The sequence below is a fragment of the Streptomyces sp. C1-1 genome (assembly GCF_050214755.1).
Taxonomy (GTDB): domain Bacteria; phylum Actinomycetota; class Actinomycetes; order Streptomycetales; family Streptomycetaceae; genus Streptomyces.
Genome location: NZ_CP189826.1, coordinates 7,462,659 through 7,486,464, shown reverse-complemented (window position 1 = coordinate 7,486,464; position 23,806 = coordinate 7,462,659). Strand labels below are relative to the sequence as shown.

The following is a 23,806-nucleotide window of genomic DNA, read 5'->3' as shown; positions in this document are numbered from 1 at the left end:
TCCTACCCGGCCAGGGGCAGCTCGGGCAGCCGTAGCCGCGCACGCTCGCCGTCCTTCGCCAGCTCCGCCAGCAGCGCGGCGATCTGCTCCCGGTCGCCGGCCGAGAGGTGCCCGGAGTCGTCGAGGTGGACGGCGCAGGCGGTGGTGGCGTCCGCGAGCCGTTCGAGCGAGGCGACGACCTCGTCCGCGCCCTCCGAGTGCCGGGCGAGCGGGGGCAGTTCGGCGGCGGTGAGGGCGATGGCGGTACGGGCCTCGGCGAGCGCCCGGTAGGCCTCGCGGCGCAGCGTCCAGCGGGTGGCGCGGTCGGCCGACTCGCTCAGCACGTGGGCGAGATACGCCTGTGTGGCTTCGCCGGCCGCCGCCAGCCGGGCCCGCACTCCCCCGCCCCGCTGGCCGGGCATCGGCAGATGGCCGACGACGAGCACGATCGCGCAGGCCAGCAGCGTCTCGCCGATCCGGCTGACGGAGGCCTGCGGCTCCCCACCCACCATCACCAGGGCCAGTACCAGGACGGTGACGACGGTGGTCTGCGCGGCGAAGTGCCGGGTGGCGACGGGGATGAGGGCGCCGCAGAGGGTGACCAGGACGACGAGCCCCTCGGGGCGGGGCAGCACGGCGGCGAACCCGGCGAACAGCAGCGCCCCCAGCACGGTGCCGGCGGCTCGGCTCAGCACCCTGGAGGCGAGCGGCCCGAGGTCGGGCTTGACGAGGAAGACGGCCGTGGCGGGCAGCCAGTACCAGTGCGTGTGCTGCCCGTACCAGCGGGCGTGGTGCAGCGCCTGCGCGACGGCGGCGCTGGCCCCGAAGCACAGCCCGACCCGCAGGCCGTACTCGCGTCCGCCGACCCCGAAGGCGACCCGGAGCAGGTCCCGGACGGACCGCCTGCGCGTGTGCAGATCGCCGCCGCTGCCCCGGTCGAAGGCGTCGGCGGCGTGCAGCAGGGCGTCGTCGAGAGCGCGGAGGGCGGGCACGGACCGGTGCGGTGCGGGCAGGGGCCCGGTGTGCGTGTTCTCCCGTACGGCGGCGGCGAGCCGGCGGGGCCCTTCTGAGGTCCGCCCGACGACGGGTTCCCCGGCCCAGGCGAGCGCGGTCGCCGCCTCGGCCAGCGGCAGTGCGGCGGCGTACTGCGCGTGCAGCCGCCGCTCGGCCGAGGAGCTGGCGTACCGCCGCAGCCGGGGTCCGGCGAGGGCGTCCTGCGCGTGGTCGAGGGCGGCGGTCAGCGCGACGCGGCGGGCGACGGCCGCCTCGGTCCCGGCTGCGTCGAGCAGGTCGGCGACGGCGGCGTACACCGCCGCCACGGCGGCCCGCTCCCCGTCGAACCGGAAGTCGCCGGCGGTGGCGCCGGGGGTGGGCAGGAGCAGCCGCAGACCGAGCAGCCAGCCGGCGCCGACGACGAAGGCGAGCGCCCGCGCCCAGCCGGCCTCGGGCGCCGGCATCCCGGCCCCGACGGCGGACGCGACGAGCAGCTGCGTCCCGGCGCCGGAGGCCACGGGCCCCACGGCGCTGACGCCACCGGCGAGGAGCCCGATCCCGGTGAAGAGGGCGGCGAGGGCGACGGGGTCGGCGTGCACCCCGGCGTACGTCCCGACGAGCAGTCCGCCGGCCCCGGCGAGCGCGGGCACCCCGATCCGCTTCACCGACGCCCGCCGGCTGCCCGGGCGGTCGGCGATCCCGGCGAGCATGGCGGCGATGGCGGCAATGACGCCGAGGGCGGTGCGGTCGAGGAGGACGGCGATCAGGAGCAGTGGTCCGGCCGACAGCGCGCCGCGAGTGACGGCACTCCAGGAGACGGGGCCGCGCTGGGCGCGGAGGGCGTGGGCGAGCCAGGGCGGAGGACGAAACGCGACGGCGGGGCGGGACACGGGGCTCCTGTCCGGACGAGGGCGGGGTGTGCCTTCGGGCGACGGTGGCCGGGCTGGTGGGGTGTGGTGTCCACGGTAAACGGCGTTGCCGTGGCGGACGGGCCGATTGTGTTTCGGGGGTGTGACGGTCGGGGGGTGGGCCGGGTTCTTTATGAACGCAATCGGGTGCGGCTGCGATGCCGTCGGCCGGAAGCGGCTGGAGAACGGGGTACCGCGAAGAGCACGTCGAGAGACCGTCTTCCTTCCCGTGTCCACCACAGGCACCCTCGAGGACTCACCGATCCCGACGAACCCGCCGACGCCACGCGTTAGAGGTCCGCCGCCCGTGAGCCGGTCGCCGCGCGTGAGCAGTCCGTGAGCAGTTGGTGCCCTGGTCGGTCGGGAGCGAGCCTCGGGACGAGCGAACCTCGCCCATCCACAGGGTGGATGAACGTGATCCAGGAATGCGATGACGCGGAGGCTAGGCATCGGGAGTGCCCTGGCCCATAGTCGTGCAAGTCCTGACGCCCCCTCTCGAAGGGCGCATTCCCCTCGGGGGCCGGCGAGCATGCACCGTGCTCAGCCGCGTGGCCCGTCACCGCCCTTGTGGAGGCCCTGCGTGCCCGGTTTCGCTTCCCCGTCCGTGCCCGCCGGCGGTTTCGCCGCCCAGAGCACCGAACCCGTACCCGTGACCGGATCCGGATCCGGATCCGGGGGCCGGCTGCGCCTGGTGGTCCTGATGGCCGGCAGCTGTCTGCCCGTTCTCGGCGCGGTGCTGCTCGCTCCGGTACTGCCGACGCTCCAGGACCACTTCGCGACGGTGGCGCACGCCGACGCGCTGGTCCCGATGATCCTGACGATCCCCGCGCTCGCGCTCGCCCTGCTCGCCCCCCTGGCAGGTGTCCTGATCGACCGTCTGGGACGCAGAGCTCCGCTGGTCGTGGCGACCGTCCTGTACGCGCTGTTCGGCACGGCACCGCTGTGGCTGGACTCGCTCGGTGCCATCGTGGCCGCCCGCGCCCTCCTCGGTGTCGCCGAGGCGTTCATCATGACCTCCTGCACCACACTGATCGGCGACTACCACACCGGCCGTGCGCGCGACCGGTACCTGGCACTGCAGTCGGTGTGCGCCACCATCTCCGCCACCGCCTTCTTCATCCTCGGCGGCGGGATGGGCTCCTCGGACTGGCGGGCCCCGTTCCAGCTCTACGCCGTCGGGCTGCTCCTCGCCCCCGCGATGGCCGTGTTCCTGCGGCAGCCGCGACCGGACGCGGCCGTGGACGAGGCGCCCGCAGCCGGGCGGCGGCACTCGTCGTGGCTGCGGCTGGCGGGCATCTGCCTGCTCTCGGTGTTCGGCGGCGTCGTCTTCTACATCGTCCCGGCGGAGACGGCCTATCTGATGAACGGCCTGGGGGTGGGGTCCAGTGGCCTGATCGGCCTGATCACCGCGATCGCCAGCGCCGCCACCGTCACCGGATGCGTCATCTTCGCCTCGATGATCGGCCGGCCGGAGCGCAGGCTGCCCGCGATCTTCGCCCTGTGCGGGGCGGGGCTCGTGGTGATCGGCCTGGCCCACAACGTGGCGGTTCTGATCATCGGTACCTTCCTCAGCGGGATCGGCACCGGTTTCCTGCTGCCCTCGCTGCTCACCTGGGCGATGTCCGAGCTGGAATACGGCAACCGCGGCCGCGGCACCGGCCTGTGGACCGCGTCGTTCTTCCTCGGGCAGTTCCTCTGCCCGCTCGCCGTCATCGCCCTGGAGTCCGTCACCGGTGGCCTCACCGCCGCCGTCGCCGGCGTCGGCCTCGCCTCGGTACTCGTGGCGATCGGGCTGCTGCCGCTTCTTCGCCGGACACCGGACGCGAAGGGCGGCCGGCACGCGTGAATCGTGCGGTCTCGGGCTGAGGCGGGCGAAAAATGGGATGCGCTGCCGACGGTCGGGCCCCGACCATCGACGCGGCCGCCCCGTGTCCACCCAAGGAGCCGACCTCGTGATCCGCCGCGTCACCGTCCCCTCCCTCTTTCCACCGCCCGCCTACTCCCACGCCTCCGTCGTGGAGGCCGGGACCAGGCTCGCCTTTCTCGCGGGGTCCGTGCCCCTCGACTCCGGGGGAAGTTGGTCGGCGAAGGGGATCCCGTACGGCAGGCCGAGCGGGTGCTGGTGAATCTGGAGGAGCAACTGCGCGCCGTCGGCAGCGACTTCGCGCATGTCGTGGCGACCGACGTGTATGTCGTGAGCGGTGAGACCGCGGTGCTGTCCGCCGTCTGGGACGTCGTCGAGGCGTCCGGGCTCAGCGTCGGACCGCACTCCTCGACGCTGATCGGCGTGAACTGCCTCGGCTACAGCGGCCAGTTGGTGGAAATCACGGCCACCGCGGTGGTGCCCGGGGCGGTGTCGTCGTGAGTCCTTCGCAGGCGCCCGCCGTCCTCCGGCGGGCCACCGCCCCCGATGCCGGCGCCGCGGCCGACGTCTGGCTGGAGTCCTTCGCCGCCGCGCTGCCGACGGTGGTCAGTCCGCGTTCCGCCGGCGAAGTGCGCGCGTACTTCCGGGACGTGGTGGTGCCGTCGCGCGAGACCTGGGTGGCCCAGGTCGCCGACCGGATCGTGGGAGTCATGGTGCTCGCGGGTGACGAGCTCTCCCAGCTCTACCTCTCCCCCGACTGGCGGGGGCGCGGCATCGGCGACCGTTTCGTGGCGCTGGCCAAGGAGCGCAGTCCGGGAGGCCTGGAGCTGTGGACCTTCCAGGTCAACAAGCCCGCCCACCGGTTCTACGAGCGGCACGGCTTCGTCGCCGTCGAGTACACGGACGGCAGCGGCAACGAGGAGCGCGAACCGGACGTGCGGTACGCCTGGCGGCCGTGAGTCAGGGTGCGGACTCCCGTCGCGCGAAGGCCCAGCCGGCGGCCTGTGCCGCCAGGCCGACGAGATCCGGTTCGCCGGTCTCGCCGTTCAGGTGCCGGTACTCGACCGCGGTGAGGATGACGATCCGTTCCCGCAGGCCCAGGTGGTCGTAGAACCCGGTGTCCAGGATGTCCGCGGCCGCCTCGCCCGCCGGGACGCCGGCCGCGTGACGGGTGTGGACGAGGGCTTCGAGCCGCCGCAGGTAGGTGATGTGGTCCCGGACGTCCTGCGGGCTCATCACGGGGCCGTGGCCGGGGACGACGGTCTGCGGCTCCAGCGCGAGGATCGTCTCGCAGGCCGCGGCGATCCGGGCGAGCGGGCCGTCCCAGTGCACGGGGTGGTCGTCGGCGAACAGGACGTCCCCGGCGCAGACCACCCGCTGCGCGGGCAGGTGGACGATGAGGTCGCCCGCGGAGTGCGCGGGGCCCACCTCGATCAGTTCGGCCTGGATGTCGCCGACCCGCAGTTCGTGGCGGCCGCTGAAGGTGACCGTCGGGGGCACGGCGTCGACGTCCTCGTACCGGTAGCGGCCGAAGTGTTCGCGGGCGTACCAGCCCAGGGGCTGGTCGGCCGGTGTTCCGGTGGTGAGGAAGTGCATCTGCTGGGGCGAGGGCTCCCGGCACAGGTGCTCCGCGCTCGCCTTGGTGGCGATGATCTCGGCGCCCGGGAAGAGGCCGTTGCCGAAGGTGTGGTCGCCGTTGACATGGGTGTTGACGATCGTCCCCACCCCCGCCGCGCCGGCCGGCAGGACCGGGCGGGCGGCGGCGATCAGCGCTTCGGTCATCGGCCGGTCGTAGGGCGTGTCGACCAGGGCCGCCTGCTCGCCGGAGGTGATGAGCAGACAGTTCGCGAAGCCCCAGGTGCCCGTGTGCCGCGGGGCCCACAGGTGGAGGCCCTCGGCCACCGGGGTGAGTGCGTCGGGAAGGTTCATGCCGCTCATTGTGGGCGAGGGCGATCATCCTCGGGGATCCGCCCCCACACCCGCCGTTTGGGCACCGGCTTCGCGTAGCCGCCGGCCCTGCTCGTCGTCAGCCCCAGCCCCACCAGTGACTCCGCCAGCTTCACCGCCGCACCGACTCCGTCCACCACCGGCAGCCCGAGTTTCTCCCCGACCGCCCGCTGCAGTCCCGTCATCCCCGCGCACCCGAGCACCAGCACCTCGGCCCCGGCCTCCCGCGCCCGCTCGGCGGCCGTCACGAACGCGGCCTCCGTGCGGTCGGTGTCGCCGAGGTCGAGCACGCCCAGGCCGGTCCCGACGACCGCCGCGCAGTTGCGTCCCACGCCCGCCAGTTCGAGGCTGTCCTCGATCTGCCCGCAGGACCGCTCCAGCGTGGTGACGACGCCGTAGCGCCGCCCGAGCAGACAGGCCAGGTGTGCCGCGGCCTCGGTGATGTCGACGACGGGTACGTCCACCAACTCCCGTACGCCTTCGCGGCCGTGCTCCCCGAAGCCGGCCATCACGACGGCGTCGTACGCCGGACCCTCGTAGGTCCGCAGCAGATCGATGACGGCCGCGGCCGAGAGGTGGCTGTCCAGCCAGCCCTCGGCGGACTCCGGTCCCCAGGCGGGGGTGAGTCCGAGCACGGTGGTGCCCGGGCCTGCGGCGGCCCGGGCACCTCGCACGATCTCCTCGGTCATCTCCTGCGTGGTGTTGCAGTTGGTGACGACGATCCGCACGTCCGTCAGACCTCCACGGCTTCGGGCTCGGACGCCCGCTCGGCCCGGCAGATCAGCAGGTACAGCCCGGCCCCGAGGGCCGTGCCGATGAACCACGAGTACGGGGCGACGTCGCTGAAGGTCTTCACCAGTGCGAGCACCGCCGCGACCGCGGCCGAGGGCAGGAACGCCCACAGCGCCTTGGGGTTGACGCCCTTGCGGTAGTAGTAGCGGGAGCCCGGGCGGGCGTCGAAGAGCTCGTCCACGTTCACGCGGCCGCGCTTGATCAGGTAGTAGTCGACCATGATGACGCCGAACAGCGGGCCCAGGAAGGCGCCGAGGCCGCCGAGGAAGTAGTTGACGACGGTCGGGTTGGAGAAGAGGTTCCAGGGGGTGACGACCAGCGCGGCGACCGTGCTGATCATGCCGCCGACCTTGAACGTGATCTTCTGCGGCCAGACGTTGGCCAGGTCGTACGCCGGGGAGACGAAGTTGGCGACGATGTTGACGCCCATGGTGGCCACGGCGAAGGTGAAGGCCGCGACGACCAGCACCCAGGTGTTGCCGATCTTGGCGACGAGTTCGGCCGGGTCGGTGATGGCCGTGCCGAACACCTTCAGCGAGCCGGCCGTGACGATGACCGAGACGACCACGAAGGCGGTCGAGTTGACGGGCAGCCCCCAGAAGTTGCCGCGGCGGACGGTCCGGTAGTCCGGCGCGAAGCGGGAGAAGTCGCAGAAGTTGAGCATCAGCGTGCCGTAGGTCGCCAGGATCAGGCCGATCGCGCCGAACCACTGCCGCCACTGCTCGCCGACCGGCACCGGGTGCGGGGTTGAGGTGAGCGAGATGCTCCAGTCCGCCTTCCACAGCACCCACACCGCCAGCGCGATCATCACCAGCCAGATGGCGGGACCGCAGAAGTCCTGGAACTTCCTTACGGACTCCATGCCCTGACTGATGATCAGCGCCTGGATCAGCCACAGGGAGACGAAGGAGCACCAGCCGAGGGCGTCGAGTCCCAGGAAGGAGTGCCGGGTCCAGGACTCCAGGCCCGGCCAGGCCGCCAGCAGCATGACGTTCACGGCGACGGAGGCCAGGTAGGTCTGGATGCCGTACCACATGATGGCGATCACGGCCCGGATCAGGGCCGGGATGTTGGCGCCCCAGACGCCGAAGCTGATGCGGCTGACGACCGGGAAGGGCACGCCGTGGCGCTGGCCGATCCTGCCCATCCAGTTCATGCCGATGTAGATGAGCACGAAGCCGATGAGCAGGGCGGTGAAGACCTGCCACACGTTCATGCCGAGGACCAGCAGGCCGGCGGCGAAGGTGTAGTTGCCGAGGTTGTGGACGTCGGACATCCACATGGCGAACAGGTCGAAGACCTTCCAGTTCCTCTTCCCGGCGGGCGCGAGGTCTTCGTTGGTGAGACGGGGATCGGGGACGAACGCTGGGGCGCCGGTGGCTGCGGCGCGGTCGGCGAGGGACACGGGGCCTCCAGAACGGGGGAGGGAGGAACGGGTGCGGCCGTTTGGTATACCAAACTGCGGTCATGGTCCCTCCGTCAAGGGTTCTGACCGATGTCGCCGTCGTTAACGCTCCGTAAAACACCCCGCGGGCCGGAGCGGGCACCCCCACCGGGGACAATGGCTCCATGAGCTCCCCCACGAAGATCGAACCCCTGGGCGCGGTCCGTGAGCGCGTCCTGGCGAACCTGCGGCAGGAGATCATCGCGGGCCGCCTGCTGCCCGGCGACCGGCTGGTCGAGCGGGAGCTCGCGGACCGCTACGGTGTCTCCCGGGTGCCCGTCCGTGAGGCGATCCGGGCGCTGGTCGCCGAGGGGTTCGTGCACTTCGAGACCCCGCGCCGCACGGTCGTACGCCGGCTCACGCCGAACGACGTCCGGGAGCTGTTCGAACTGCGCGAGGCCCTGGAGGTGTACGCGGCCGGGCTCGCCGCGTCGAACGCCACCCCGGAGGATCTGGCCGAGGTGGAGGAGCTCCTTCAGCGCGCGGCCGCCGCGACCGAGGCCGGGGACGCCGAGCTGATCACGGACATCAACAGCCGTCTGCACGACCGCATCGTGGCGATGGCGGGCAACAGCCTGCTCACCGCCGCCCTGGAACCGGTCGCCGGCCGGCTGCGCTGGATGACCCGGCGCAACGAGGAATGGCCACAACTGCTCATCGAGCACCGCGAGTTGTACGAGGCGATCGCCTCCGGCGACCCCGAGCGCGCCCGCACGCACGCGCTGACCCATGTGCGCACCAACTACCGCTCCACGGTGCGGCATCTCTTCGGGGACACGGACGCCTGACCCGGGAGCGGGATCGCGAGCGGGATCGCGGCCGGGACAGGCACCGGATCAGCGGCGGGCGTACTTGTCCGTCGCCGCCACCAGCGCCTCGGCCATGCCGGAGCCGCCCACGCTGTGGCCCACGTCGTCCACGATCACCAACTCGCTGCCGGGCCAGGCGTGATGGAGCCGCCAGGAGATGCCGAGGAGGTTGCCGAAGTCGAGGCTGCCCTGCACGAGGGTGCCCGGCACGTCCTTCAGCAGAGGGGCGTCCCGCAGGACGACGCCCTCGTCGTTGCCCTCGCCGAGGAAGTGGTCGTTGCCCCAGTAGTGCGTGACCGTGCGGGCGAAGCCGTAGCGGAACTCCGGGTCCTCGAACCGCGGGACGGACCTCGGCGGCGCGGGAACCGTCGCCGTCTCCCAGTCGGTCCAGGTCCGCGCCGCCCTCGCCCGCACCTCCGGGTCGGGCGACTCCAGCAGCCGGTTGCAGGCGGCGGCGAGGTTGCCGTCCCGGTCCGCGGCGGGCAGACCGGCCCGGAACCGTTCGAAGGCCTCCGGGAAGAAGTGGCCGACTCCCCTGGTCAGCAGGGCCACTTCGGCGTTGGACCCGGTCGCGACCCCGGTCACCACCACCTCCGACACCGCGCCCGGGTGCGTCTGCGCGTACCGCAGTCCCAGCACCGACCCGAACGACACGCCCCACACCAGCCACCGCTCGATCCCCAAGTGCCGCCGCAGCAGCTCCAGATCGGCCATGAGGTGGGCGGTCGTGTTGACGCTCATGTCGGTGCCGTAGGCGCTCGCCCTCGGTGTGGAGCGTCCGCTGCCGCGCTGGTCGAGCAGGACGATCCGGTAGGCGGCCGGGTCGAACAGGCGCCGGTAGTAGGGGCTGGAGCCGGAGCCCGGTCCGCCGTGCAGCACGAGGGCGGGCTTGCCCCGCGGGTTTCCGCAGGTCTCCCAGTACACGCGGTTGCCGTCGCCGACGTCGAGCAGGCCGTGGTCGTACGGTTCGATCTCCGGGTGGAGGGGCATCCGGGCACCGTAACTCCCCCGCGGCCCCGACCGCCTCCTCATTTCACGGGCAGGCCCGCCGCCTCCCCCGCCGCGCGCAGCACGTCCCGCAGCATGTCCGGGGTGAGCCTGCCGGTGAAGGTGTTGCGCTGGCTGACGTGGAAGCAGCCGAAGAGGTCGAGGCCGTCCAGCGGCACGCGCGTACCGTGCGCGAACACGGGCCGGGGCCGGGGAACCGCCCATCCCGCCTCGGCGAACGCGGGCAGCGCCGCCTGCCAGCCGAACGCGCCGAGCACGACCACCGCCCGGAGCGTGGGCCGCAGCAGCCGCAGCTCCTGGACCAGCCAGGGCCGGCAGGTGTCGCGTTCCGCGGGCGTGGGCTTGTTCTCGGGCGGGGCGCAGTGCACCGGCGAGGTGACGCGGACTCCGTGCAGTGCGAGGCCGTCGTCAGCGGCGACGGAGGTGGGCCGGGAGGCCAGCCCCACGTCGTACAGCGCCCGGTACAGCACGTCCCCGGAGCGGTCCCCGGTGAACATGCGGCCGGTGCGGTTGCCGCCGTGCGCGGCGGGGGCGAGACCGACGATCAGCAGCGAGGCGTCGGAGGGACCGAACCCCGGCACGGGCCGCGCCCAGTACGTCCAGTCCCGGAAGGCCGCCCGCTTCGTCCGCCCGACCTCCTCCCGCCACTCCACGAGCCGAGGACACGCGGCACATCCGGCGATCCGGGAGTCGAGCTCGACCAGGCTGTCCATGGATCAACGGTACGTCGCCCGCTCCGTCGGAAAACCGCGCGGAACACCCGGCCCGAGGGGGTTAAGGTCGAGGACATGGCTCCGCAGGCTGACGAGAACGACACCGGACGGCATCCCGCCGGGTCACGGGCTGAGGACGGGACGACCGCCACCCCGGACACCGACGGCGACCAGGCCGCCCCCCAGGGAGACGGCGCAGGGTCGGCCGTCGACCCGCAGGTCGCCGCCGCGATCGCCGCCGCCGAGGCGGCCGGGCCGGCGAACGGCGAGAGCGTGCGCGTCGACAGCTGGATCTGGGCCGTCCGCCTGATCAAGACCCGTTCGCTCGGCGCCGCCGCCTGCAAGGGCGGCCACGTGCGGGTGAACGGCCAGAACGTGAAGCCCTCGCACAGCCTCCGCGTCGGCGACGAGGTGCGGCTGCGCCACGAGGGCCGGGAACGGATCGTGATCGTCAAGCGGCTGATCCGCAAGCGGGTCGGTGCCCCCGTGGCCGTTCAGTGCTACGTCGACAACTCGCCTCCCCCGCCGCCGCGCGAGGCCGTCGCCCCGATCGGCATCCGCGACCGCGGCACCGGACGGCCGACCAAGCGCGACCGGCGCGAGCTGGAACGGCTGCGCGGGATCATGGGCGGCGGCACGGGACGACCGGGGGGCCACTGACACGGGGCACACGGAGGGGGCGTCCGGCACGGGCCGGGCGCCCCTCTTCGTCAGCGGGGCTCAGCCCCGTCGTCGTACGAGATCCAGCAGATCCCTGTTGGAGCCGCGCCGCGCCCAGGCGATCACGGCGAGCGGCACGATCAGGATCAGCGGTGTCGCGGCGTTCTCACCGCCGAAGACGACCATCTGGACGACGAACGCGCCCACCATCAGCGCGCTCAGCGCCACCGCGGCCACGGACTGCAGCACCGGGATCAACAGGGCCACGGCACCGGCGAGTTCGAGCGCGCCGATGGTGTACATCCCCGCGCCGCCCCAGCCGATTTTGTCGAAGGCGTCGACGGCGTACTGGTTGCCGATCAGCTTCGGCAGGGCGCTCGCGACGCCGTAGAACACGGCGAGCAGCACCTGCACCGTGCGCAGGGCGATCCGGGCGCGGCGGCCGCGGACGGAGACGGAAGCGGCGGAGGAGGCGGAGGCGACGGGGGCGGTGGTCTCGGACATGGGGTTCTCCTGCGGTGAGCGGTCGGTGTCGCTGTCACAGGGGTAGACCCGGGCGCCCGCCCGAACTCATCGGTGCCCGCGCCGCTTTCACAGCTCGAACCAGCCGTGCCCGTGGAACCAGTGGCCGCCCGCCCGCAGATGGTCCCCGACGGCCCGCTCCAGGGCGCTGCGCCGGGGCAGGGTCGCCACCGGCAGTTCCGGGTCGCCGAACACGAACTCCACCGGGTCGGTGTCCGCCGGTTCCTTGTCCTCGCGGGCGAGCCGGAACCGCTCCTGGAACCGGACGATGTTGGAGCCGGCGGGCAGGTACCGCGTCAACTGCCGGTCCAGCAGCCAGGAGTGGCAGGTCGCGACCCGGTACTTCTCCTCGGGGTAGCAGCGGGCGAAGAACTCCGCCGCCATCGCCAGCGAACGGTCGCAGGCGGCCGGCGTGAGCGGGCCGAGGAAGTCGGGAATGTGGAGGTTCAGACACGGCGTACCCGGACCGACGTCGAGTCCCGCCGCCGCGAGCGCGGTCCCCGTGCGCCGGCCCAGCCGTGCCCGCTCGAACTGCAGCCGGCCCAGCTGGTACAGCTCGCCCCGGAAGTGGTGGCCGAACCACCACACGGCGTGCACACCCGCCGCGCCGTACCGCCGCCGGTGCACCGCCATGTGCCGTCCGAGGTCGGCCAGGGTCCGCCGGGACACGTCGTCCGGGACGCCCCGCCCGCGGTGGTAGGCGCGCGTGTACGGCAGCGCCGCGACGAACACGTACACGGGGAAGCAGCGCTGCAGAGGGCCCGAGGGCCAGTCGAGCTCGGGCAGGTCGAGGCCGGTGCCGATCTCACCCATGCCCCGGACGAGCTCCGCCACGGACGCCTCCAGCGCCTGCCGCAGCTCCGGGTCGTCGGTCACCCGTCGGCTCATCCGTACGAGTTCGCCGATGTCCTCATGGGGTACCGCGAGATCGAGCAGCACCTCGGCCAGTTCGTCCGCAGCCGGCAGCACATGAACCCCCTTTTGGTGATGTCCGCATCGAAGAGTACGTTGCAGGAAGGAACGGTGATCAGGCGATGCGTACCGGCAGTGAACCCATGACCGCGCGCAGTGCCCTGCGGGCGCGGTTCTGGCTGAGCGTGTGGGGGCTGGTCTGGGCGGTCTTCGGCACGGCCGCGTTCGCGCTGGTGGGACGGCCCGGATGGGCGGCCGCCTGCGGAGTGCTGTGGCTGGTGATCACCGTCGACCTGGCGTTCATCGTCAAGCACATGCGTGAGGGCCCGCACTACCAGCCGGGCCGGAACATCCCGCCGTACCGGCCGCCCGGCGGCCGCTAGGGCCCGGCGACGCCTCTCTGATCCGGACGACAGGCCCTGGCTCAGGCCGGCTCGTCGAAGCGGGCCGCCTTCAGGTACTGCGGGTTGGGGTCCAGCGCGGCCGCGAGGCGGAAGTGGCGCTTGGCCTGGTCGCCGCGGCCCTGGCGCTCGTAGGTGCGGGCGAGCGCGAAGTGCGCGAACGAGTTGTCCGGCTCACGCTCCAGGACGATCGTGAACTCCAGCTCCGCGGGCCGCAGTTGCGCGGCGGCGAAGAAGGCACGCGCGCGCAGCAGTCGGGCGGCGGTGTTCTCGGGGTGCGCGGCGATGACACCGTCGAGCAGCTTCACCGCGCCCCGCGGGTCCCGTGCGTTGAGCAGCTGCTCGGCGGCACGAAAGTCGATGACATGCGTCTCCGGAGTACGTCCGGTCGAACCGCTGGTCTCGGGCACGGCAGAGTCCTTCCCTCACTGGAGGGGTTCAACGCGCCCGGACAGGCGTGCTATTCCCCGGGCTGCCGGGACGAGTCCCCCGGAGCGTGCGCTCGACGCTCGAGATCGGCCCATACGTCCCGCACCCGGCGCCGCAGCTCCTCGAGCGGTACGTCGTTGTCGATCACGACGTCCGCGATCTCCCGGCGCTTCTCCCGGGTCGCCTGGGCGGCCATGCGGGCGCGGGCGTCCTCCTCGGTCATGCCGCGCAGCCGCACGAGCCGGTCGAGCTGGGTCTCGGGGCTCGCGTCGACGACGATCACGACGTCGTACAGCCCCGCCAGGCCGTTCTCGGCGAGGAGCGGCACGTCGTGGACGACGACGGCGTCCTCGGCGGCGGCCTCCTCCAGTTCCCGGGACCGCGCGCCCACCAGGGGGTGCACGATCGAGTTGAGCAGCGCCAGCTTCTCCGGGTCCGCGAAGACGATCGACCCGAGCCCGGGGCGGTCGAGGGTGCCGTCCGCGGTGAGCACGTCCGGACCGAAGGCGTCGACGACGGCGGCCAGTCCGGGGGTTCCCGGCTCGACGACCTCGCGCGCGATGCGGTCCGCGTCGATCAGCACGGCCCCGCACGCCACGAGCAGCCGCGACACCTCGCTCTTACCGGCACCGATGCCCCCGGTCAGGCCCACCCTCAGCATGCCCCGAAGCTTACGGCCCGCCTCCGGCCGTGCGTGCCGGACCCTCGGCAGTCAGTTGTCGCCTTCCCGTTCCGCCAGGAAGCGCTCGAACTCCTGCCCGATCTCGTCGGCGGACGGGATGTCCACCGGCTCGGCGAGCATGTTGCCGCGGCTGGCGGCGCCGGCGACGGCGTCGTACTGGTTCTCCAGGCCCTGGACCAGGGTGGTGAGCTCCTCGTCGCCCTCGCGGATCTGCCGTTCGATCTCGGTCTGGGTGCGGTGGGCGTCGGTACGCAGGCCGTGCGCGATGCCCGGGAGGACCAGGCCGGTGGCGGCCGTGATGGCCTCCAGGACGGTCAGCGCCGCGTCCGGGTACGGGGAGCGGGCGATGTAGTGCGGGACGTGCGCGGCGACGCCCAGGACGTCGTGCCCGGCCTGCATCAGGCGGTACTCCACGAGGGACTCCGCGCTGCCGGGGACCTGCGCCTCGTCGAAGGGGCTGCGGTGCCCGGGAACCAGGTCGCCGCGGTTGCCGTGCGGGGTCAGGCCGACGGGGCGGGTGTGCGGGACGCCCATCGGGATGCCGTGGAAGTTCACGGCCAGGCGTACGCCGAGCCGCTCCACGATCTGCTCGACGGCCTTCGCGAAGCGCTCCCACTCCACGTCCGGCTCCGGGCCCGACAGCAGCAGGAAGGGCGCCCCGGTGGCGTCCTGGACCAGCCGGACGTCGATGCTCGGCTCCTCGTACTCGGTCCACCGGTCGCGCTCGAAGGTCAGCAGCGGGCGGCGGGCGCGGTAGTCCACGAGCCGGTCGTGGTCGAAGCGGGCGACGACCTGGTGGGGCAGCGAGTCGAGAAGCCGCTCGACGATCTGGTCGCCGGTCTCGCCCGCGTCGATGTATCCGTCGAAGTGGTAGAGCATGACAAGGCCGGCCGACTCCTGGGCGAGCGCCATGTCGACGACTGCCAGGCCCTTCGGCTCCCATGCGTACAAACCCTGCGGATCAAGCACAGTGACCGCTCCTCCTCGTGTTCGTACACATCAACGCCCCCTGGAGCAGGGGCATTCCCGCTCACGCCCCTGATCAGCCCTCTCTCACGGCCTTTTCCCGGCCAAGGGCACCGCCACGCCGTCGAGGGGCGCGGGGAACTGCGCGACAAGCCCCCGCCGGCCGGGCAGCCGAACCACAAGCCGGGGGCAACGCCAAGGGGCCGCACCTCGAAAGGTACGGCCCCTCAGTTACCGGCTATGCCTCAGCGGCAAGCGTTCAGCTCTGGCCACCCGCGAGCTTCTCGCGAAGCGCGGCGAGCGCCTCGTCGGAAGCCAGCGCACCGGAGGTGTCCGCACCCTCGGAGGAGTACGAACCGCCACCCGCGGCCGGAGCCGCACCGGCGGCGTCGCCACCCTCGGCGGCAGCGGCAGCGTCGGCCTCGCGGCTCTTGATGACCTGCTGCTGGTGCTGCTCGAAGCGGGTCTGCGCCTCGGCGTACTGGCGCTCCCACTCCTCGCGCTGCTTCTCGTAGCCCTCGAGCCAGTCGTTGGTCTCGGGGTCGAAGCCCTCGGGGTAGATGTAGTTGCCCTGGTCGTCGTAGGACGCGGCCATGCCGTACAGGGTCGGGTCGAACTCCACCGAGGCCGGGTCGGCACCGAAGGACTCGTTGGCCTGCTTCAGCGAGAGGCTGATGCGACGGCGCTCGAGGTCGATGTCGATGACCTTGACGAAGATCTCGTCGTTGACCTGGACGACCTGCTCCGGGATCTCCACGTGGCGCTCGGCCAGCTCGGAGATGTGGACCAGACCCTCGATGCCCTCGTCCACGCGGACGAACGCACCGAACGGAACCAGCTTCGTGACCTTGCCGGGCACGACCTGGCCGATCTGGTGGGTGCGGGCGAACTGCTGCCACGGGTCTTCCTGGGTCGCCTTCAGCGACAGGGAGACGCGCTCGCGGTCCATGTCGACGTCGAGGACCTCGACCGTGACCTCCTGGCCGACCTCGACGACCTCGGAGGGGTGGTCGATGTGCTTCCAGGACAGCTCGGAGACGTGGACCAGACCGTCGACGCCACCCAGGTCCACGAAGGCACCGAAGTTGACGATCGAGGAGACCACGCCGGAGCGGACCTGACCCTTCTGGAGGGTCGTGAGGAACGTCTGGCGGACCTCGGACTGGGTCTGCTCCAGCCAGGCACGGCGGGACAGGACCACGTTGTTGCGGTTCTTGTCCAGCTCGATGATCTTGGCCTCGAGCTCCTTGCCCACGTAGGGCTGGAGGTCGCGAACGCGGCGCATCTCGACCAGGGAGGCCGGGAGGAAGCCACGGAGGCCGATGTCGAGGATGAGACCACCCTTGACGACCTCGATGACGGTACCGGTGACGATCCCGTCCTCTTCCTTGATCTTCTCGATGGTGCCCCAGGCACGCTCGTACTGGGCGCGCTTCTTCGAGAGGATCAGGCGGCCTTCCTTGTCCTCCTTCTGGAGAACAAGGGCCTCGATCTCGTCACCGACGGCGACGACCTCGTTGGGGTCGACGTCGTGCTTGATCGAGAGCTCGCGGCTCGGGATAACGCCTTCGGTCTTGTAACCGATGTCGAGCAGGACCTCGTCCCGGTCGACCTTCACGATGACGCCGTCGACGATGTCGCCGTCGTTGAAGTACTTGATCGTCTCGTCGATCGCGGCGAGGAAGGCTTCCTCGTTACCGATGTCGTTGACCGCTACCTGCGGGGTGGTGGCGGTGGTCTCGGTGCTGCTCGTCATGTGGGAAAGGGCTCCGGTACGGACATTGAAGTCGTAGGTACTGCTTACGCCGGGAGCCCGTTTCGCTCTGAAGAAGCCGGACAGCCAAGGAAGCGCCCCACCGAAATCGGTGATGGCGCCTCGACAACCGAGGGGACATACAACAGATGCGAGCGCAGCCTGCTACGTCTGAGGTGCGCAGGCCCGCAGCGCAACTTGTAGCATACGGGGGCAGCCGGGCAGGGTCAATGCGCGAAGGCGCACACCCGGGGCGGATCGCCCCATACCCGGCACAAGAACTGTCTCGCGAGGCCACGCAGGCCTGCGACACCCCTTCCGTGACACCCGTGGGCGTCGGGTTGGAGGGAAGAGTACGACGAGGGAGCCGATCATCCAAGAGTCCGTTTCTTCCGAGCACGAGTCCGGCCACGAGTCCGTGCACCGGCCCGGCCACGAGTCGGAGCACGAGGTCGAGCCCGAGGCCACCCGGCGCACGGCCGGTGTCGCGGAGAGCGCCCGGGCCAACCGGGGCTGGTGGGACCGGAACGCCGACGAGTACCAGGTCGAGCACGGCACGTTCCTGGGCGACGACCGCTTCGTGTGGGGCCCCGAGGGGCTCGACGAGGTGGAGGCCGAGCTGCTGGGTCCGCCGGAGGACCTGAAGGGCCGGGACGTCCTGGAGATCGGCGCGGGCGCCGCCCAGTGCTCGCGCTGGCTGGCCGCGCACGGCGCCCGCCCGGTGGCCCTGGACATCTCGCACCGCCAGCTGCAGCACGCCCTGCGCATCGGCGGCGCGTTCCCCCTGGTGTGCGCGGACGCCGGCGCGCTGCCCTTCGCGGACGCGTCCTTCGACCTGGCGTGCTCGGCGTACGGGGCGCTGCCCTTCGTCGCCGACCCGGTACGGGTACTGACGGAGGTGCGGCGGGTGCTGCGCCCGGGCGGGCGGTTCGTCTTCTCGGTGACCCACCCGATCCGCTGGGCCTTCCCGGACGAGCCGGGACCGGAGGGGCTGAGCGTGTCGGCCTCCTACTTCGACCGCACCCCGTACGTCGAGCAGGACGAGGAGGGCCGCGCGGTCTACGTGGAGCACCACCGGACGATCGGCGACCGGGTCCGGGACGTGGTGGCGGGCGGCTTCCGGCTCGTCGACCTGGTCGAGCCGGAGTGGCCTGCCTGGAACACCTCGGAGTGGGGCGGCTGGTCGCCGCTGCGCGGGAACCTGATCCCGGGGACGGCGATCTTCGTCTGCGTACGAGACTGAACGTGTGATCCGTTACGACGCCCTGGACGCGCTGCCCGTTCGCGCGGCGCTGCCCGCTCTCGACGACGCCCTGGAGGGGCACGGCACGGCCGTTCTCGTGGCCCCTCCGGGCACCGGCAAGACGACGCTGGTGCCGCTGGAGCTGGCCGGGCTGCTCGGGCGGGGCGGGGCCCGTCGCGTGGTCGTGGCGGAGCCGCGCCGCATCGCCGTCCGTGCCGCCGCGCGGCGGATGGCGTGGCTGCTGGGCGAGCGGCCCGGCGAGAGCGTCGGGTACACGGTGCGCGGCGAGCGGGTGGTCGGGCGGCACACGCGCGTGGAGGTCGTCACGACCGGTGTGCTGCTGCAACGGCTGCAGCGGGACCAGGAGCTGGCCGGGGTGGACGTGGTGGTGCTCGACGAGTGCCACGAGCGGCACCTGGACGCCGACACCGTGGCGGCCTTCCTGTGGGACGTCCGCGAGACGCTGCGGCCCGAGCTGCGGCTGGTGGCGGCGTCGGCGACCACGGACGCGCAGGGGTGGGCGCGGCTGCTGGGCGGGGCGCCGGTGATCGAGGCGGAGGGCGTCTCGTACCCGGTCGAGGTGATCTGGTCGCCGCCGGCCCGGCCCGTGCGGCCGCCGCACGGCATGCGGGTGGACCCGGCGCTGCTGGCGCATGTGGCGTCGACGGTGCGGCGGGCGCTGGCCGAGCGGGACGGGGACGTGCTGTGCTTCCTGCCGGGCGTGGGCGAGATCGCGCGCGTGGCCGGGCAGTTGGGGGACCTGGGCGGCGCCGAGGTGCTCCAGGTGCACGGGCGCGCGCCGGCCGCCGTGCAGGACGCGGTGCTCTCCCCCGGCACCCGGCGCCGGGTGGTGCTGGCGACCTCGGTGGCGGAGTCGTCGCTGACGGTTCCGGGTGTACGGGTGGTCGTCGACTCGGGGCTGTCGCGTGAGCCGCGCGTCGACCACGCGCGGGGGCTGAGCGCGCTGACGACGGTACGGGCCTCGCAGGCCGCCGGGCGGCAGCGGGCGGGGCGGGCCGGGCGTGAGGCGCCGGGTGCGGTGTACCGCTGCTGGGCGGAGGCCGAGGACGCGCGGCTGCCGCGTTTCCCGGCGCCGGAGATAAAGGTGGCCGACCTGACGGCGTTCGCGCTGCAGGCGGCGTGCTGGGGCGATCCGGAGGCGTCCGGGCTGGCGCTGCTGGATCCGCCGCCGGGCGGGGCGATGGCGGCGGCACGGGCCGTCCTGACGGCGGTGGGCGCGGTGGACGCCGACGGTCGCGCCACGCGACGGGGAGCCGCCCTGGCCCGCCTGGGCCTGCACCCACGCCTGGGCCGAGCGCTCCTGGACACCTCCGGTCAGGGCGCCGAGGTGGTGGCGCTCCTGTCGGAGGAACCACCCCGCGAGTACGGCGACGACCTGACAGCCGCCCTGCGAACCGCCCGCCGAGCCGGCGACCCGTACGCCGCCCGCTGGCGCACGGAGGTACGGCGACTCCGGGCGAACGCGGAGGGGGCGTCGACGCCGGGCACGGACGACCCCTCACTGGCGAGCTGGGCGGACGACCGGCTCGTGGGGCTTGTGGTGGCGCTGGCCTTTCCTGAGCGGGTCGCCAAGGCCGATGGGGGGTCCTGGCTCATGGCCTCCGGCACCCGGGCCGAGCTCGGTGACGGCAGTCCGCTGCGTGGGGCGCCCTGGATCGCGGTCGCCGTGGCGGACCGTCCCGTCGGCAAGGGGCACGCGCGCGTGCGGCTCGCGGCCGTGATCGACGAGGACCTGGCGCGGCGCGCCGCCGGCTCCCTGTACGCCGAGGCGCAGGAGGTGCGCTGGGCCGACGGGGACGTCGTGGCGCGGAGTGTGCGGCGGCTGGGGGCGATCGAGCTCGCGGTGCGGCCCTTGCCGGACGCCGACCCCGGCCTCGTACGAAGTGCGCTTCTGGAGGGGCTGCGGGAGGAGGGGTTCGGGCTGCTGCGGTGGTCGCCGGAGGCCGTCGTACTGCGTCGGCGGCTCGCCTTTCTGCGGCTGCGTCTCGGGGAGCCGTGGCCCGACGTCGGCGACGACGCGCTCCACGCGCGCGTGGACGAGTGGCTGGAGCCCGAGCTGGGGCGGGCGCGGCGGCGGGCCGACCTGGGACGGATCGACGCGGGACAGGCGCTCGCCCGCCTGCTGCCCTGGGCCTCCGGCCAGGCCGGGCGGCTCGACGAGCTGGCGCCCGAGCGCATCGCCGTACCGAGTGGGTCCAGGATCCGGATCGACTACGGCAATCCCGAACAGCCCGTCCTCGCCGTGAAGTTGCAGGAGATGTTCGGTCTGCACGAGTCGCCCGCGGTGGCGGGCGTGCCGTTGCTCGTGCACCTCCTCTCCCCCGCCGGGCGGCCCGTCGCCGTCACCGCCGACCTCGCCTCCTTCTGGAGGGACGGCTACAAGGGCGTGCGCGCCGAGCTGCGCGGCCGGTATCCGAAGCATCCGTGGCCCGAGGACCCGGCGACCGCCGAGCCGACGCGGCACACCAACGCGCGGCTCAGGCGCTGACGGGTTCGGGCGCGGCGGACTCGGCGCGTGCCGGGTCGGCCGGGCGGCGGCCGCGGGCCTCCAGCCACAGGGAGAGGGCGAGCAGCAGGGTGCCGAGGACGAGGAAGCCCCAGGGGAGGTACGAGGTCATCAGCAGGACGAGGGTGCGGTTGGACTTGACCAGCGCGACCGTGTGCCTGATGTAGTCCTCGCGCATCTTCACGTGACCGGCGAAGGCCGTCACCTTGTCCCGGCCACCGAGCAGGGTGCCGCCGCGCAGCTCCTCCTTGTGGATCTCCTCGCCGTAGACGGGGGCGCCGGTGACGGGCTCGACCCAGAACCTGCGGACGGTGGTGTACCAGCGGGTGGTGCCGGTCTTGGCGACCGACTCGGGGGTGATGCCCTTGACCGGCATGGTCTTGGGGAAGGGGACCTTGGTCCAGGGGATGGTCTGCTCGAAGTAGTAGACCTTCACCCCGCGGAAGTCCTGGGTGCCCTTGTAGTGGATGGGGTTGGTGGTGCGGGTCTGGGCGTCGAAGTACTCGTAGTCCCTCTTCTGCGTCAGGAAGGGCCACTTGAACTCGATGCCGGTCCGCTTCACCGGGTCGCCGTCGACCATCTCGCCGGTGGCGTGGACCGGGGCCTGGCTGTGGGCGTCGAAGATGTAGCGCTCGGGGATCTCGGAGACCATCTTGCCGTCGGGCCCCTGGACGTAGGACAGACCGTCCCAGACGACGACGTCCCGGCCCGCCGCGCTGCCGATCCTCTTCGCGGCCGCCACGTCGCCCTTGAGGGTCTGCACGATGGTGACCTTGGAGACCTTCTTCGCCTTCATCGTGCCGTAGTCGAGGAGGGTCGCGTTCTTCGCCTCCAGGACCATGTCCTGGTACTGGCCGGCCGGGATCTTGGCCAGGCGTGGGAAGGCGTACCAGCGCAGCAGCGGGGACAGGGCCGCGAAGAACACGGCGAAGGCGAGCAGGACCAGACTGGCCTTGCGGCGCATCTCGGCCTCCCGGGCGGACGGCTACGGGTGTGCGGGCACCGTCGTCAGCAGCGGCTTCGGCGACGTCTTTCCCGTTGCGGTCCCCATCGCGGTGATCGTGAGGACCAGCGCGAACGCGACGGCGAGACCGGTCGCGGCGGCGATCAGGGCGCGCATGCCTGCCTCCCGACGGCTTGGAGGGGAACCTGGAGCTGATACTTCGTCAGATCCGGCACCGTAGCAACGGGCGGGCGAGATGAGAACAGGTCGCGCACGACTACGGCGCCCCTCCGAGGAGGGGCGCCGTAGTCGTCGTCGAGGACGGGGTGGTGGCGCCGCCTACGAACTCGCGCTCGCCGACGGGCTGGGCGACGGGCTCGCCGAGGTGTCGGCCGCCGCCACGGTCAGCTGGACGTCGAGCGTGGCACCGCCCGCGGTGGTGATGCGCAGGACGAACGTGCCCGTGGTGTCGTCCGCGTACATCTTGGGCAGCTGGAGCTTGCCGTCCGCGTCCGTCTTCAGGCCCGTGAGGGTGCGTACGGTCTTGCCGTCCGCGTCCTTGAAGTAGGGGCCCTTGTCGTTCTCGGTCGCGTCGTCCTTGGACTTGATCAGCGTGGCGGTGACCGCGACCTTGTCCGCGACGGCGCTCTTGTAGGTGGCCTTCACCTCGACCTGGTCGGCGAACTCGCCGCCCGGTGTGCAGGTGAGCGCGGTGTCGCCGGTGCGGGCGAGCGTGTCGGCGACGCGCTCGGTGACGGTGGCCCCGTAGTCCAGGGCGGCGACCGCGCGGCCGACGACCGTCGCGCGGACGGTGAGGTCACCGGTCTTCTCGCCGGCCTGCAGCGCGGGTGCCACGGCCACGCCGGAGGCGTTGGTGACGATGGTGGCCACGCTCTCTCCGCCGGCGAAGGTGGTGTCGGTGTCGCCGACGATCGTGAAGCGGACCCGGACCTTGGCGACGGTCTTGCCCGCCTTGGTGACGGCCTTGGTGCTGATCTTCTTGGTGAACTGGTCGCCCGCCATGGCGGTGAGCTTCGCGGTGCCCGCGTCCGCCAGGTGGTCCACCGTGTCGGTGGGCGTGGCGGGCGGGGACGGCGGCGTTGACGGGCTCGGGCTGCCGCCATTGCCACCGCCCGGCGTCGGGCTGGGACTCGTGCCCGGCGTGGAGGGCTTGCCGGTCGGCGGCTTGGGCGTCGACGGCTTGGAGGTGGTCTTGTTGCCGCCGCTGTCGCTGCGGTTCGACGGAACCGTGCCGGTGCCGTCCGGGATGGAGTGGGTGCCCTTGCGGTAGTACTCCAGCCACGACAGGACGGTGTTCAGATAGTCCTGCGAGTTGTTGTAGCTGAGGATCGCGCTGTTGAGGTCCGTCTGGTTCGACAGGTCCCAGTTGTCGCGGCACAGGTAGTGGGCGGCGGCGAGGGCGGCGTCGTAGACGTTGTTGGGGTCCTTCTTGCCGTCCCCGTTGCCGTCGCGGCCGGCCCAGGCCCAGGTGGACGGGATGAACTGCATGGGCCCGACGGCCTGGTCGTAGGAGCTGTTGCCGTCGTACTTGCCGCCGTCGGTGTCCTTGATCAGCGCGAAGCCGTTGCCGTCGAGCTGCGGGCCGAGGATCGGGGAGAGCGTGGTGCCGTCCGCGCTGACGCGGCCGCCGCGGGCCTGTCCCGACTCGACCTTGCCGATGGCGGCGAGGAGTTGCCACGGCAGGTTGCAGCCCGGCTTGGCCGCCCGCATGGCCGTCTCCGCCTTCTTGTAGGCGTCGAGGACGGTCGCGGGGATGCCCGCCTCACCGCTGCCCTGGACCACGGGGGTGCCCGACGCGGACGGCGAGGGGCTGGGGTTGGGGCTGTTGAGCGGCGGCAGGTCCGTGTAGTACGGCGAGTTGCCGGTCGCCGAACCGGCGTCGGCGGTCGCGTCGGGTGTCGGCGTGGCGTCCGAAGCGGTCTGTCTGCCGTGGCCGTCGACCGTGACTCCGGGCGCCTGCGACGCGGACAGGGCCGCGACCGCCAGCGCCGCCACGGCGGTGGTCGCCGCTCCCTTGGCCAGCCTCCTGCCGAATTGCGCCGCCATAGAGTGAACCCCTCCCGTGGACGCCCGAGCGCCCTTCTCTGTCTGCCTGCTCGCCTTGATGTGACGATCGACCCACGGGGCTGGTTGCCCTTGTGGGGCGATTCCGTGTTCTTTTCTTCGCCTGCTCGGTGCTGGTGTTCTGTGCTTCTGTTGTGCTTTCCGGTTCTTTGTTCTGCCGAGCAGCCCGGTGCCCTGCTGTGACCCAGGCGACCCTACGACAACTTGCTTGCCGTGGGCACCCGTT

22 protein-coding genes and 1 pseudogene are annotated in these 23,806 nt (G+C 72.2%); 8 read left to right on the top strand and 15 right to left on the bottom strand.

Annotated elements, in window-relative coordinates:
* Positions 1–2: 2 nt before the first annotated feature.
* Positions 3–1,862, bottom strand: coding sequence for an FUSC family protein (locus ACQF4J_RS33960; protein ID WP_427167549.1), 1,860 nt, complete (start codon positions 1,860–1,862; stop codon positions 3–5).
* Between the two features lie 598 nt (positions 1,863–2,460).
* Here ACQF4J_RS33960 and ACQF4J_RS33955 point away from each other — a divergent pair.
* The 3 genes and pseudogenes from ACQF4J_RS33955 (at position 2,461) to ACQF4J_RS33945 (ending at position 4,703) form a co-directional block, all read left to right on the top strand.
* Complete coding sequence (locus tag ACQF4J_RS33955; protein WP_427167547.1) at positions 2,461–3,726, top strand: MFS transporter; 1,266 nt, start codon at positions 2,461–2,463, stop codon at positions 3,724–3,726.
* 106 nt (positions 3,727–3,832) lie between these two features.
* Positions 3,833–4,245, top strand: a pseudogene (locus tag ACQF4J_RS33950) (RidA family protein).
* Positions 4,242–4,703, top strand: coding sequence for a GNAT family N-acetyltransferase (locus tag ACQF4J_RS33945; protein WP_351561857.1), 462 nt, complete (start codon positions 4,242–4,244; stop codon positions 4,701–4,703). The pseudogene ACQF4J_RS33950 and the gene ACQF4J_RS33945 overlap by 4 nt, the downstream one beginning before the upstream one ends.
* A 1-nt stretch (position 4,704) precedes the next feature.
* Here ACQF4J_RS33945 and ACQF4J_RS33940 read toward each other — a convergent pair whose 3' ends face one another.
* The 3 genes from ACQF4J_RS33940 to ACQF4J_RS33930 are packed head-to-tail and all read right to left on the bottom strand — an operon-like array spanning position 4,705 to position 7,888.
* Positions 4,705–5,673 carry an MBL fold metallo-hydrolase gene (locus tag ACQF4J_RS33940; RefSeq protein WP_351561859.1) on the bottom strand — a complete coding sequence of 323 codons (969 nt, stop codon included), beginning with the start codon at positions 5,671–5,673 and terminating at the stop codon, positions 4,705–4,707.
* 5 nt (positions 5,674–5,678) lie between these two features.
* Entirely contained in the window at positions 5,679–6,419 is a 741-nt protein-coding gene (locus tag ACQF4J_RS33935) for an aspartate/glutamate racemase family protein (protein WP_351561862.1), read from the bottom strand.
* 5 nt (positions 6,420–6,424) lie between these two features.
* Positions 6,425–7,888 (bottom strand): NCS1 family nucleobase:cation symporter-1, encoded by a 1,464-nt coding sequence (locus ACQF4J_RS33930; RefSeq protein ID WP_351561865.1) that lies wholly within the window; start codon positions 7,886–7,888, stop codon positions 6,425–6,427.
* A gap of 164 nt (positions 7,889–8,052) precedes the next feature.
* Between ACQF4J_RS33930 and ACQF4J_RS33925 the strand changes: the two genes are divergently transcribed.
* Complete coding sequence (locus ACQF4J_RS33925; protein WP_351561868.1) at positions 8,053–8,715, top strand: GntR family transcriptional regulator; 663 nt, start codon at positions 8,053–8,055, stop codon at positions 8,713–8,715.
* 48 nt (positions 8,716–8,763) lie between these two features.
* Here ACQF4J_RS33925 and pip read toward each other — a convergent pair whose 3' ends face one another.
* Together pip and ACQF4J_RS33915 are read right to left on the bottom strand one after the other, a co-directional pair.
* Entirely contained in the window at positions 8,764–9,726 is a 963-nt protein-coding gene (pip, locus tag ACQF4J_RS33920) for a prolyl aminopeptidase (RefSeq protein WP_351561871.1), read from the bottom strand.
* 38 nt (positions 9,727–9,764) lie between these two features.
* Positions 9,765–10,457 carry a uracil-DNA glycosylase gene (locus tag ACQF4J_RS33915; protein ID WP_351561874.1) on the bottom strand — a complete coding sequence of 231 codons (693 nt, stop codon included), beginning with the start codon at positions 10,455–10,457 and terminating at the stop codon, positions 9,765–9,767.
* Positions 10,458–10,532: 75 nt separating this feature from the next.
* Here ACQF4J_RS33915 and ACQF4J_RS33910 point away from each other — a divergent pair, with 75 nt between their 5' ends.
* A complete protein-coding gene (locus ACQF4J_RS33910) occupies positions 10,533–11,117 on the top strand; it encodes an RNA-binding S4 domain-containing protein (RefSeq protein WP_351561876.1) in 585 nt (194 codons plus the stop codon).
* A gap of 60 nt (positions 11,118–11,177) precedes the next feature.
* Here the strand turns inward: ACQF4J_RS33910 and ACQF4J_RS33905 are convergent, their stop codons facing one another.
* Together ACQF4J_RS33905 and ACQF4J_RS33900 are read right to left on the bottom strand one after the other, a co-directional pair.
* On the bottom strand, positions 11,178–11,621 hold the full coding sequence (locus ACQF4J_RS33905) for a DoxX family protein (protein WP_351561878.1): 444 nt from the start codon (positions 11,619–11,621) through the stop codon (positions 11,178–11,180).
* A gap of 87 nt (positions 11,622–11,708) precedes the next feature.
* Complete coding sequence (locus ACQF4J_RS33900; RefSeq protein ID WP_351561880.1) at positions 11,709–12,608, bottom strand: acyltransferase domain-containing protein; 900 nt, start codon at positions 12,606–12,608, stop codon at positions 11,709–11,711.
* A 65-nt stretch (positions 12,609–12,673) separates the two neighbouring features.
* Between ACQF4J_RS33900 and ACQF4J_RS33895 the strand changes: the two genes are divergently transcribed.
* Complete coding sequence (locus ACQF4J_RS33895) at positions 12,674–12,934, top strand: DUF6343 family protein (RefSeq protein WP_427167546.1); 261 nt, start codon at positions 12,674–12,676, stop codon at positions 12,932–12,934.
* Positions 12,935–12,975: 41 nt separating this feature from the next.
* Here ACQF4J_RS33895 and ACQF4J_RS33890 read toward each other — a convergent pair whose 3' ends face one another.
* From ACQF4J_RS33890 to rpsA, 4 genes are all read right to left on the bottom strand, one after another.
* Positions 12,976–13,362, bottom strand: a complete 387-nt coding sequence (locus ACQF4J_RS33890) for a tetratricopeptide repeat protein (protein WP_351561886.1) — start codon at positions 13,360–13,362, stop codon at positions 12,976–12,978.
* 50 nt (positions 13,363–13,412) lie between these two features.
* Positions 13,413–14,042, bottom strand: coding sequence for a dephospho-CoA kinase (coaE, locus tag ACQF4J_RS33885; RefSeq protein ID WP_351561888.1), 630 nt, complete (start codon positions 14,040–14,042; stop codon positions 13,413–13,415).
* Between the two features lie 51 nt (positions 14,043–14,093).
* Entirely contained in the window at positions 14,094–15,032 is a 939-nt protein-coding gene (locus ACQF4J_RS33880; protein ID WP_351561891.1) for a PAC2 family protein, read from the bottom strand.
* A gap of 256 nt (positions 15,033–15,288) precedes the next feature.
* The gene (gene rpsA / locus ACQF4J_RS33875) at positions 15,289–16,785 is read right to left on the bottom strand and encodes a 30S ribosomal protein S1 (protein ID WP_031166273.1); all 1,497 of its coding nucleotides are present in this window, start codon (positions 16,783–16,785) and stop codon (positions 15,289–15,291) included.
* A gap of 415 nt (positions 16,786–17,200) precedes the next feature.
* Here rpsA and ACQF4J_RS33870 point away from each other — a divergent pair, with 415 nt between their 5' ends.
* Positions 17,201–18,025 carry a class I SAM-dependent methyltransferase gene (locus ACQF4J_RS33870; protein WP_427167545.1) on the top strand — a complete coding sequence of 275 codons (825 nt, stop codon included), beginning with the start codon at positions 17,201–17,203 and terminating at the stop codon, positions 18,023–18,025.
* A gap of 4 nt (positions 18,026–18,029) precedes the next feature.
* Positions 18,030–20,534: an ATP-dependent helicase HrpB gene (hrpB, locus tag ACQF4J_RS33865; protein WP_351798624.1), complete on the top strand. Its 2,505-nt coding sequence runs from the start codon at positions 18,030–18,032 to the stop codon at positions 20,532–20,534.
* On the opposite strand, the gene ACQF4J_RS33860 is transcribed toward hrpB, so the two are convergent.
* The 3 genes from ACQF4J_RS33860 to ACQF4J_RS33850 all read right to left on the bottom strand — a co-directional run bounded on the left by ACQF4J_RS33860 (position 20,524) and on the right by ACQF4J_RS33850 (position 23,562).
* Positions 20,524–21,516, bottom strand: coding sequence for a DUF3068 domain-containing protein (locus ACQF4J_RS33860; RefSeq protein WP_351561898.1), 993 nt, complete (start codon positions 21,514–21,516; stop codon positions 20,524–20,526). The genes hrpB and ACQF4J_RS33860 overlap by 11 nt on opposite strands.
* A 21-nt stretch (positions 21,517–21,537) precedes the next feature.
* Positions 21,538–21,672, bottom strand: coding sequence for an SPW_0924 family protein (locus ACQF4J_RS33855; RefSeq protein WP_427167544.1), 135 nt, complete (start codon positions 21,670–21,672; stop codon positions 21,538–21,540).
* Positions 21,673–21,834: 162 nt separating this feature from the next.
* The gene (locus ACQF4J_RS33850; protein ID WP_351561901.1) at positions 21,835–23,562 is read right to left on the bottom strand and encodes a lytic transglycosylase domain-containing protein; all 1,728 of its coding nucleotides are present in this window, start codon (positions 23,560–23,562) and stop codon (positions 21,835–21,837) included.
* Positions 23,563–23,806: the final 244 nt, after the last annotated feature.

What these genes read in the sequence shown, in the direction of transcription:
- ACQF4J_RS33925 (WP_351561868.1), top strand. Translation starts at nt 8,053, where the DNA reads ATGAGCTCCCCCACGAAGATCGAACCCCTGGGCGCGGTCCGTGAGCGC.
- ACQF4J_RS33915 (WP_351561874.1), bottom strand. Translation starts at nt 10,457, where the DNA reads ATGGACAGCCTGGTCGAGCTCGACTCCCGGATCGCCGGATGTGCCGCG.
- ACQF4J_RS33940 (WP_351561859.1), bottom strand. Translation starts at nt 5,673, where the DNA reads ATGAACCTTCCCGACGCACTCACCCCGGTGGCCGAGGGCCTCCACCTG.
- ACQF4J_RS33910 (WP_351561876.1), top strand. Translation starts at nt 10,533, where the DNA reads ATGGCTCCGCAGGCTGACGAGAACGACACCGGACGGCATCCCGCCGGG.
- ACQF4J_RS33905 (WP_351561878.1), bottom strand. Translation starts at nt 11,621, where the DNA reads ATGTCCGAGACCACCGCCCCCGTCGCCTCCGCCTCCTCCGCCGCTTCC.
- ACQF4J_RS33850 (WP_351561901.1), bottom strand. Translation starts at nt 23,562, where the DNA reads ATGGCGGCGCAATTCGGCAGGAGGCTGGCCAAGGGAGCGGCGACCACC.
- ACQF4J_RS33860 (WP_351561898.1), bottom strand. Translation starts at nt 21,516, where the DNA reads ATGCGCCGCAAGGCCAGTCTGGTCCTGCTCGCCTTCGCCGTGTTCTTC.
- ACQF4J_RS33855 (WP_427167544.1), bottom strand. Translation starts at nt 21,672, where the DNA reads ATGCGCGCCCTGATCGCCGCCGCGACCGGTCTCGCCGTCGCGTTCGCG.
- pip (WP_351561871.1), bottom strand. Translation starts at nt 9,726, where the DNA reads ATGCCCCTCCACCCGGAGATCGAACCGTACGACCACGGCCTGCTCGAC.
- coaE (WP_351561888.1), bottom strand. Translation starts at nt 14,042, where the DNA reads ATGCTGAGGGTGGGCCTGACCGGGGGCATCGGTGCCGGTAAGAGCGAG.
- rpsA (WP_031166273.1), bottom strand. Translation starts at nt 16,785, where the DNA reads ATGACGAGCAGCACCGAGACCACCGCCACCACCCCGCAGGTAGCGGTC.
- ACQF4J_RS33895 (WP_427167546.1), top strand. Translation starts at nt 12,674, where the DNA reads ATGCGTACCGGCAGTGAACCCATGACCGCGCGCAGTGCCCTGCGGGCG.